This is a genomic window from Kitasatospora sp. NPDC057500 (assembly GCF_042802195.1).
In the GTDB taxonomy this organism is placed as follows: Bacteria; Actinomycetota; Actinomycetes; order Streptomycetales; family Streptomycetaceae; genus Kitasatospora.
Window position 1 is genome coordinate 1 of the sequence record NZ_JBHVER010000279.1, and the last position, 8,494, is coordinate 8,494.

Sequence of the window (8,494 nt, forward strand, 5' to 3'; positions counted from 1 at the left end):
TGACCGGGGTGGCGTCGCTGCTACCGGTCTGGGCGAGCGCCGGGGCGACCGGGGTCTGCGTGGGCGTCGGGGTCGGCGTGGGCGTCGCCGTACGGCTGGGGGTGGGGGTGGGCGTCGCCGTACGGGTCGGGGTGGGCGTCGGGGTCGGCGTCGCCGTACGGGTGGGCGTGGGGGTCGGGGTCGGGGTGAGCGTCGGCGTCGGGGTGGGAGTCGGCGTCGGGGTGGGCGTGGGGGTCGGCGTCGGCGTCGGCGTCGGCGTCGGGGTGGGAGTCGGCGTCGGCGTGGGGGTGGGAGTCGGGGTCGCGCAGACCGGGATCGTCTTGGTCTCGGTCTTGTTCCAGTCGTTGTTCTTGGGGTCCTCGGTGGTGGTCACCACGAGGGTGGCGCTGACCGGCTCGTTGTGCGCCTTCACCGGGAAGGTCTGGTGGAACTCCTTGCCGAACACCTGCTGGTCGAGCAGCTTCTCGCCGCCGACGGTCAGGCTGACGACGTTCTTGATGTTCGCCTCGGGGCTGTAGTTCTTCAGGTCGATCACGACCTTGTCGCAGGTCACCTGCCAGGTCGGCACGTGGGCCGAGGCACTGGTCGCCAGCACCACCGGCAGCAGGGCCGCGGCCGCCGCCGTTCCCGCGATCGCCGCTCCGGTTCCGATCACTGTCTGCCGCCGCTGTCGCGCCATCTCGTTTGTCCCCTCCGAACGGTCTTGTGCAGCAGGCGCGTTGAGTGGAACAGCGGTGGCCCGCTACGACTGTCCGGGGGACTCTACCGGCACCCCCGTACCCCTCCACACCCCGCTGCGCGGCCGGAATTCCTCTTTCCGTCCGCACCCGCATGTGCATCGGCAGCCCATCACACCCGCTGCCTCGAACGACACCGCTTCGGCCAACTTGAAATGAACTCTGTCACAGTGGCCGAAAAGCGCGACCCCCGGTGATCGTTCGCGATCACCGGGGGTGCCTGTTCGGGCAGTTCGGACCGTTATCGGTCCGACGTCGTCCCGCGGCGGACTCAGACCTGGCCGGCCGCCTTGCGCCGACGCGCGACCAGGACCAGCGCGCCACCGGCGGCGATCACCACCGCACCGCCGATCGCCAGCGGCACGACCGGGCCGGAACCGGTGTGGGCGAGGTCGCCCCCGGCGTTGGCCTGGGCCGACGGGCTCGCCGCGGCACCCGCCACGACCGCCGCGCCGGACGCGGAGGCCGACGGGCTCGCCGAGGCGCCCGCGGACGGCTTGGCCGTACCCGACGCGGACGGGCTGCTAGAAGCGCCCGGCGTCACGGACGGACCAGGGGTGCCCGGGGTGGCCGGCGGGGTGCTCGGCGTCCCGGTGGTTCCCGGGGTGGCCGGCGTCGACGGCGTGGTGGTGGCGGACGGCGTACCGGTCGGCACCACCACCGGCGGCGTGGTGGCCGGGGTGGTCGGCGGCGTGGTGGGCGGCACGACGCCCGGCAGGCAGCCGGTGAACGGGTAGTGGTGCGTCTCCGCACCGCCCTTGCCGGTCAGCGACTTGACGATGACCGAGCCGTTCACCGGGGCGGCCGAGCCGAGGTCGAAGGCGGCGTTCGGCGCCAGCACGGTGCCGGACCAGGCGGCCAGGCTGCTCTTGACCACCTTGGTGGCGGTCGGGAAGTTCCAGAGCAGCTTGGAGCGGATGGCACCGCCGTGCGCGCTCTGCAGCTTGTCGTCCAGGACGTAGGCCTTCTTGCCCTCGTCCCACAGGTGGAAGCCCGTGGTCTTCGCGGCGGCCTGGTCGTACGACGAGCCGGTCACGGTGACCACGGTGACCGCGCCGGCCGGCACCTTCACGTAGATGTCGGTGGCGCCCTGGAGGGTGGCGGCGGGGACCGTGAAGCTGTTGAACTTCGCGTCGCCGCTGGTGAGGTGGAGCTCCTTGCCCTTGGCCTCGACGGTGGCGCCGGCGGTCTGCGGCAGCCCCGCCAGCGTGGTGGCGACGGAGCGCGCCTTGGCGAACTCGGCGGCGAAGTCGATCGGCGAGGCGCCCTGGGCGATGCTGCCCTGGTGGGCCTGGATCACATCGGCCTCGGTCTTCGCGCCGTAGACGCCGTTGCCCTTCATCACCTGGGTGTTGTGCCCGGTCAGCTTGCCCGCCACGACCAGGGCGTTTCCGCCGGGCAGCGCCTTGACCTGGTCGGCGGTCAGTTCCTGGCCGACCGAGAAGCCGCCGGTGAAGTCGGCGTTGCCGCCGACCGCCACCGCACCCTCGGCGTCCGGCGTGTGGGTGTCGTCGCCCTCCACGAACTCACCGTAGAGGTTGGCGACCCCGAGGCTCAGGCACTGGTTCGGGTCGGCTGCGTGGGCGGTGGCCGGGGCTACGAGCGCGGCCAGTACGAGTGATCCACCGAGCGCGAGCGCTGCGGCGGGAACGGATATGCGCATGTGCAGGATCTCCGCTTACGTGCGGGGGGTGGGAGGGGTCCACCTGAAAAAGGTATGGACCAACCCGCACTCTTTCGGCCAAATGGGTGAATGGTCAAGACCAATGACCGCGTTGCCCGAACAGTCCTTTTTGCGCCCTCTTTGCATCCAGTGGGTTTACCTCTAAGTCGACATGGGAAAGCTCCGCCGTTCAGCCGGAGCAACGGCGTCCGCCCCGCTCCAAGATCGCCTGTAAGGCCGCATACCATGGACGCCGTGCCTAACACCACCCCCTTCTCCCTGCTCGCCGAGCGCTGGCAGCCCTCCGCCGCCGTGGTCAAGCGCGCCGCGTTCGCCGCGCTGGTGATGAGCGTGGTGATCGTCGTCACCGGCGGTGCCGTCCGCCTCACCGCCTCCGGCCTCGGCTGCACCACCTGGCCGCGCTGCACCGACGAGAGCCTCACACCGACCGCCGAGATGGGCTTCCACGGCGTCATCGAGTTCGCCAACCGGATGCTCACCTACGTCCTGAGCGCAGCCGTCGGCTGGGCGATCCTCGCCGCCCGCTGCTCCCGGCCCTGGCGGCGCGGCCTGTCCAAGCTCGGCTGGGCCCAGTTCTGGCTGGTGATGAGCAACGCCGTGCTCGGCGGCATCACCGTGCTGACCGGCCTCAACCCCTACACGGTGGCGCTGCACCTGATCGCCGCGATGGCCCTGGTCTGGGTCGCGACCCTGATGTGGGAGCGCAGCAAGGAGGGCGACGGCCCGGCCCGCCCGCTGGTGGCCGAGCCCATCAGGAGGCTCAGCTACGTGCTGGTCGGCGCGATCGGCCTGCTGGTGGCCGCCGGCACCCTGGTCACCGGCGCCGGCCACCACCCCGGCACGCCCCGGGACAACAAGATGGTCCCGCGCATCCCGCTGGACTACGACCGGCTCGCCCAGGCCCATGCCGACCTGGCCTTCGTCTCGATCGGCCTCTCGATCGCGGTGATCTTCGTCTTCGCCGCCGTCAAGGCCCCGCCGGCCGCCAAGGCCCGGGCCCGCGAGCTGCTCGTCGGCCTGCTGCTCCAGGGCGTGATCGGCTTCGTCCAGTACTTCACCGACGTCCCCGAGCTCCTGGTCGGACTCCACATGCTCGGCGCCACCCTGATCTGGATCGCCGCCCTGCGCATCCCCCTCGCCCTGCGCGCCCGCGAGGACGCCCCCGCGACCGCCCCCGCCGCCCGCGCCCCCGAACCCGCGACCGCCTGACGGCCCCCGGACGGCCCCCGGACGGACACCGCGAAGGGCCCCGGTCGACGCGACCGGGGCCCTTCGGCGTACGCGCGGGCGGAGCGGGTCAGCCGCCGAGCTGGATGCCGGCCATCCGCTTCCACTCGTACTCGCCGGTCTTCACGCGCAGGCCCAGCTCGCCCTCGAAGTCGTCGTGCAGGGTGATCCCGGCCAGCTCGGCGGCCCGGCGGCCCACCGCGTAGCTGGGCGCGACCTGGTCGCCCCAGGTGCCGTCGGCGCCGACCACCACGATCCGGGTGGCGACCGCGCCGACGTACTCCACGACGCCGTCGGCGCTGCCGCCGTGCTGCGCGGCGAAGGCGGTCAGGTTCTTGGCGATGCGCTTGGCACGGCGCTCGGCGCGGGCGTCCGGCGCGGCGGGGGTGGCGGTCTCTGCGCTGCTCATGCCCGCATGCTACCCAGCGGTAGGGGCACTGGCGACGGGAGCGCCGTGTGCACCGGGCCACATACTGAGGGGGTGACCTTCGACGGCTGGCCGGCCGAGGCCCTCGACTTCTACGAGCACCTCGAAGCCGACAACTCCAAGACCTTCTGGCAGTCCCACAAGGACCAGTACGAGCAGGCCGTACGGGAGCCCATGGAACGGCTGCTCGCCGAGCTGGAACCCGAGTTCGGGCCGGGAAGGATCTTCCGCCCCAACCGCGACGTCCGGTTCAGCGCCGACAAGTCCCCCTACAAGACCCACATCGGCGCCCACCTGCGGGCCGGCGGCTACGTCCAGCTCTCCGCCGACGGCCTGGCCTGCGGCAACGGGCTGTACCAGCTCGCCGCCGACCAGCTGGAGCGCTACCGCGCCGCGGTCGCCGAGGACGTCTCCGGCGCCGAGCTGGAGCGGGTGGTCGCCCGGGTCCGCAAGGCCGGCCCCGAGGTGGTCGGCCGGGACTCCCTGAAGTCCGCCCCGCGCGGCTACCCCAAGGACCACCCGCGGATCGCCCTGCTCCGCCACAAGGGGCTGATCGCGTGGCAGGAGTGGGCCCCGGAGCCCTGGCTGGGCACCCGGGCGGCCTACGAGCGGATCACCGGCTTCCTGCGGGCCTCCCAACCCCTCAAGGACTGGCTGGACGGCCACGTCGGCCCCTCCGGGCTCCCGTCCCGCTGAGCACCCGGAAAGGAGGAAGGCCCCGGTCGGATCGACCGGGGCCTTCTCTTCAGCGCATCACTTCACGAACGGATCCACCGCGATCACCACGAACAGCAGTGTCAGGTAGGTGATCGACCAGTGGAACAGCCGCATCTCCTTGAGCTTGGCGCCCACCACCCCGGCCTTGGCCCGCCCGTGCAGCGCGTGCGCCTCCTTGAGCCAGGCCGCGCCGAGCAGCACCGCCGACACCGGGTAGAGCCAGCTGGTGTCGGCCAGCGGCCACAGCAGCAGCGAGACCGCCACCATCACCCAGGAGTAGGCGACGATCTGCTTGGCGACCGCCAGGTTGCCCTTGATCACCGGCAGCATCGGCACCCCGGCCCGGGCGTAGTCCTCGCGCACCTTCATCGACAGCGGCCAGTAGTGCGGCGGCGTCCAGAAGAAGATCACCAGGAAGAGCACCAGTGCCGACCAGGAGACCGAGTTGGTGACCGCCGCCCAGCCGACGAAGACCGGCATGCAGCCGGCGATCCCGCCCCAGACGATGTTCTGCGCGGTGCGCCGCTTCAGCCCCAGCGTGTAGACGAACACGTAGAAGAGCAGGGCGCCGAGCGCCAGCGCCGAGGACAGCCAGTTGACCAGGACGCCCAGCCAGACCGTCGACAGCACGCCGAGCGCGATGCCGAACACCAGCGCCTCGCGCGGCGAGACCATGCCGGTGACGATCGGCCGGCGCTCGGTGCGGGACATCACCGCGTCGATGTCGCGGTCGATGTACATGTTGAGGGCGTTGGCGCCGCCCGCCGAGAGGTACCCGCCGAGGACCACCTTCAGCACCAGCAGCAGGTCCGGCACCCCGCGTTCCGCGAGGAACATCACCGGCACCGTGGTGATCAGCAGCAGCTCGATGATCCGCGGCTTGGTCAGTGCGACGAAGGCGCCGACACGGGCCCCGAACGGCCGTTGCGCAGGCGTCGCCCCGGTGACCCCGGCGGGACGGGATTCGACGGCGGTCACTAACACCCCAACTGAAGATGAATCCTCACAGGCGGCCACCGGAACGTTGTCTCCCGAATCGTCCGCTCTGCGCGTACCACGCCACCTTAGACGCTCCATATCTCCCCACCGGCCCCGGGGTGCCCCGGCGGGGCGGAACGCACACCCCCGGGTGAACCCCCGCCGCCCCGACCTGGAACGTTGCCGTCGGGGCCCCCGCGGGGCCGCCGCTCCCCCCTGCCGCGGCCCGGAGAGGCGAACCGGACGGATCCGGGCGAGGGTGGACAAAGGACCGGGCCGCCACGGCGCACGGTCGTCCACGGACCGCCCGGGGAATGACGGCCAACATGCCTGAGTTGTCCCACCACGGAGGGTGAGCCCCGGCCCGGACGGTAGGCTCGCCCAAAGAAGCGGGATCTACCCTCCGTGACCGGCACCACCACAGCGTCCGGCCCCAGCGACGTGGCCGACCCGGTCCCTCACGGGGTCACTCTTCACCATGGAAGGAGCCCTGAGACAGGGTGAGCACGACGCCGAATGCATTCGAGTGGTCGGACCTCGACGAGCGGACCGTCGACACGGCCCGCGTCCTGGCGATGGACGCGGTACAGAAGGTCGGCAACGGACACCCCGGGACCGCCATGTCCCTGGCCCCGGCCGCCTACCTGATCTTCCAGCGCTTCCTGCGCCACGACCCCACCGACCCCGCCTGGGTCGGCCGTGACCGGTTCGTCCTCTCCCCCGGTCACACCAGCCTGACGCTCTACACCCAGCTCTACTTCTCCGGCTACGGCCTGGAGCTCGACGACCTCAAGGCGTTCCGGGTGGCGGGCAGCCGCACCCCGGGCCACCCCGAGCACGGCCACACCGCCGGCGTCGAGACCACCACCGGCCCGCTCGGCCAGGGCATCGCCAACGCCGTGGGCATGGCGATGGCCGCCCGCTTCGAGCGCGGCCTGTTCGACCCGGACGCCCCGGCCGGCGAGTCGCCCTTCGACCACACCGTCTGGGCCGTCGTCTCCGACGGCGACCTGGAGGAGGGCATCTCCGCCGAGGCCTCCTCGCTGGCCGGCCACCAGAAGCTCGGCAACCTGGTCGCCCTGTACGACGACAACCACATCTCGATCGAGGGCGACACCGAGACCGCCTTCTCCGAGGACGTCCTCAAGCGCTACGAGGCGTACGGCTGGCACGTCCAGCGCGTCACGCCGAAGGCCAACGGCGACATCGACGTCGCCGCGCTCGCCGAGGCGCTGGCCGCCGCGAAGGCCGAGACCTCCCGCCCGTCGATGATCGCCATGCGCACGATCATCGCCTGGCCGGCCCCGGACGCCCAGAACACCGCCAAGGCCCACGGCTCCGCGCTCGGCGCCGCCGAGATCGCCGCCACCAAGAAGGTCCTGGGCTTCGACCCTGAGAAGACCTTCGAGGTCAGCGACCAGGTCATCGAGCACGCCCGGCTGGTCGTCAAGCGCGGCAAGGCCGCCCGCGCCGAGTGGCAGCAGTCCTTCGACGCCTGGCGCGCCGCCAACCCGTCGCGGGCCGCCGAGTTCGACCGCATCGAGGCCGGCGAGCTGCCCGAGGGCTGGAAGAAGGCCGTCCCGGTCTTCGAGGCCGGCAAGGACGTCGCCACCCGCAAGGCCAGCGGCGAGACCCTCAAGGCCCTCGGCGCGGTGATCCCGGAGCTGTGGGGCGGCTCGGCCGACCTCGCCGAGTCCAACCTCACCACCATCGACGAGGACAGCTCCTTCCTCCCCGAGGGCAACCCGCTGAAGACGGCCGGCCCCTACGGCCGCACCATCCACTTCGGCATCCGCGAGCACGCCATGGGCTCCACCATGAACGGCATCGCGCTGCACGGGAAGACCCGCGTCTACGGCGGCACCTTCCTGGTCTTCGCCGACTACATGCGCCCGGCCGTCCGCCTGGCCGCCCTGATGAAGCTGCCGGTCACCTACGTGTGGACGCACGACTCGATCGGTCTCGGCGAGGACGGCCCGACCCACCAGCCGGTCGAGCACCTGGCCTCGCTGCGCGCCATCCCGGGCCTGTCCGTGGTCCGCCCGGCCGACGCCAACGAGACCGCCGTCGCCTGGCGCACCGTCATCGAGCGGCAGACCACCCACCCCGGCCCGGTCGGCCTGGCGCTCACCCGCCAGAACGTCCCGACCTTCGACCGCACGTCCTACGGCAACCCCGAGGGCACCGCCAAGGGCGGCTACGTCCTGGCCGAGGCCTCCACCGGCACCCCGCAGGTGATCCTGCTCGGCACCGGCTCCGAGGTCCAGCTGGCCGTCAGGGCCCGCGAGGTCCTGGAGGCCGAGGGCATCGCCACCCGGGTCGTCTCGCTGCCGTCCTTCGAGTGGTTCCAGGAGCAGGACCAGGCCTACCGCGACAGCGTGCTGCCGCCGTCGGTCAAGGCCCGCGTCTCGGTCGAGGCCGGCATCGCCCAGGGCTGGCGCGAGCTGGTCGGCGACCACGGCCGGATCGTCTCGCTGGAGCACTTCGGCGCCTCCGCCGACTACAAGGTGCTCTTCGAGGAGTTCGGCATCACCGCCGAGCGCGTGGTCGCCGAGGCCCACAACGCGCTGCGCTCGCTCGAGGCCGTCAACCGCTAGCGGCACCGGGCCGGGGCGCCGACCGCACACCGGCGCCCCCGCCCGCCCCCCCCCCCACCCCACCCCACGTAGCAGTCAAGGGCAGGGAGCCCCATGACATACGCCCGGCAGCGCCACAGCGACGAAG

General features: G+C 72.0%; 7 protein-coding genes. 3 read left to right on the forward strand and 4 right to left on the reverse strand.

Translation table 11 applies throughout. From position 1 onward, the window contains the following. The coding region (locus tag ACFU74_RS34195) for a hypothetical protein (protein ID WP_380763952.1) at positions 1–679 on the reverse strand (679 nt) is incomplete at its 3' end. Between the two features lie 329 nt (positions 680–1,008). Continuing rightward, positions 1,009–2,400 carry a choice-of-anchor A family protein gene (locus tag ACFU74_RS34200; RefSeq protein WP_380763954.1) on the reverse strand — a complete coding sequence of 464 codons (1,392 nt, stop codon included), beginning with the start codon at positions 2,398–2,400 and terminating at the stop codon, positions 1,009–1,011. A 246-nt stretch (positions 2,401–2,646) separates the two neighbouring features. Between ACFU74_RS34200 and ACFU74_RS34205 the strand changes: the two genes are divergently transcribed. Further along, positions 2,647–3,630 carry a heme A synthase gene (locus ACFU74_RS34205; RefSeq protein ID WP_380763956.1) on the forward strand — a complete coding sequence of 328 codons (984 nt, stop codon included), beginning with the start codon at positions 2,647–2,649 and terminating at the stop codon, positions 3,628–3,630. 88 nt (positions 3,631–3,718) lie between these two features. Here ACFU74_RS34205 and ACFU74_RS34210 read toward each other — a convergent pair whose 3' ends face one another. Next, positions 3,719–4,057: a hypothetical protein gene (locus tag ACFU74_RS34210; RefSeq protein WP_380763958.1), complete on the reverse strand. Its 339-nt coding sequence runs from the start codon at positions 4,055–4,057 to the stop codon at positions 3,719–3,721. A gap of 72 nt (positions 4,058–4,129) precedes the next feature. Here ACFU74_RS34210 and ACFU74_RS34215 point away from each other — a divergent pair, with 72 nt between their 5' ends. Further along, complete coding sequence (locus ACFU74_RS34215) at positions 4,130–4,771, forward strand: DUF2461 domain-containing protein (RefSeq protein ID WP_380763960.1); 642 nt, start codon at positions 4,130–4,132, stop codon at positions 4,769–4,771. A 57-nt stretch (positions 4,772–4,828) separates the two neighbouring features. Here the strand turns inward: ACFU74_RS34215 and ACFU74_RS34220 are convergent, their stop codons facing one another. Beyond that, entirely contained in the window at positions 4,829–5,770 is a 942-nt protein-coding gene (locus tag ACFU74_RS34220) for a heme o synthase (protein ID WP_380763962.1), read from the reverse strand. A 500-nt stretch (positions 5,771–6,270) separates the two neighbouring features. Here ACFU74_RS34220 and tkt point away from each other — a divergent pair, with 500 nt between their 5' ends. Continuing rightward, positions 6,271–8,367, forward strand: a complete 2,097-nt coding sequence (gene tkt / locus ACFU74_RS34225) for a transketolase (protein WP_380763964.1) — start codon at positions 6,271–6,273, stop codon at positions 8,365–8,367. Positions 8,368–8,494 lie beyond the last annotated feature (127 nt).

What these genes read in the sequence shown, in the direction of transcription:
- ACFU74_RS34200 (WP_380763954.1), bottom strand. Translation starts at nt 2,400, where the DNA reads ATGCGCATATCCGTTCCCGCCGCAGCGCTCGCGCTCGGTGGATCACTC.
- ACFU74_RS34205 (WP_380763956.1), top strand. Translation starts at nt 2,647, where the DNA reads ATGGACGCCGTGCCTAACACCACCCCCTTCTCCCTGCTCGCCGAGCGC.
- ACFU74_RS34210 (WP_380763958.1), bottom strand. Translation starts at nt 4,057, where the DNA reads ATGAGCAGCGCAGAGACCGCCACCCCCGCCGCGCCGGACGCCCGCGCC.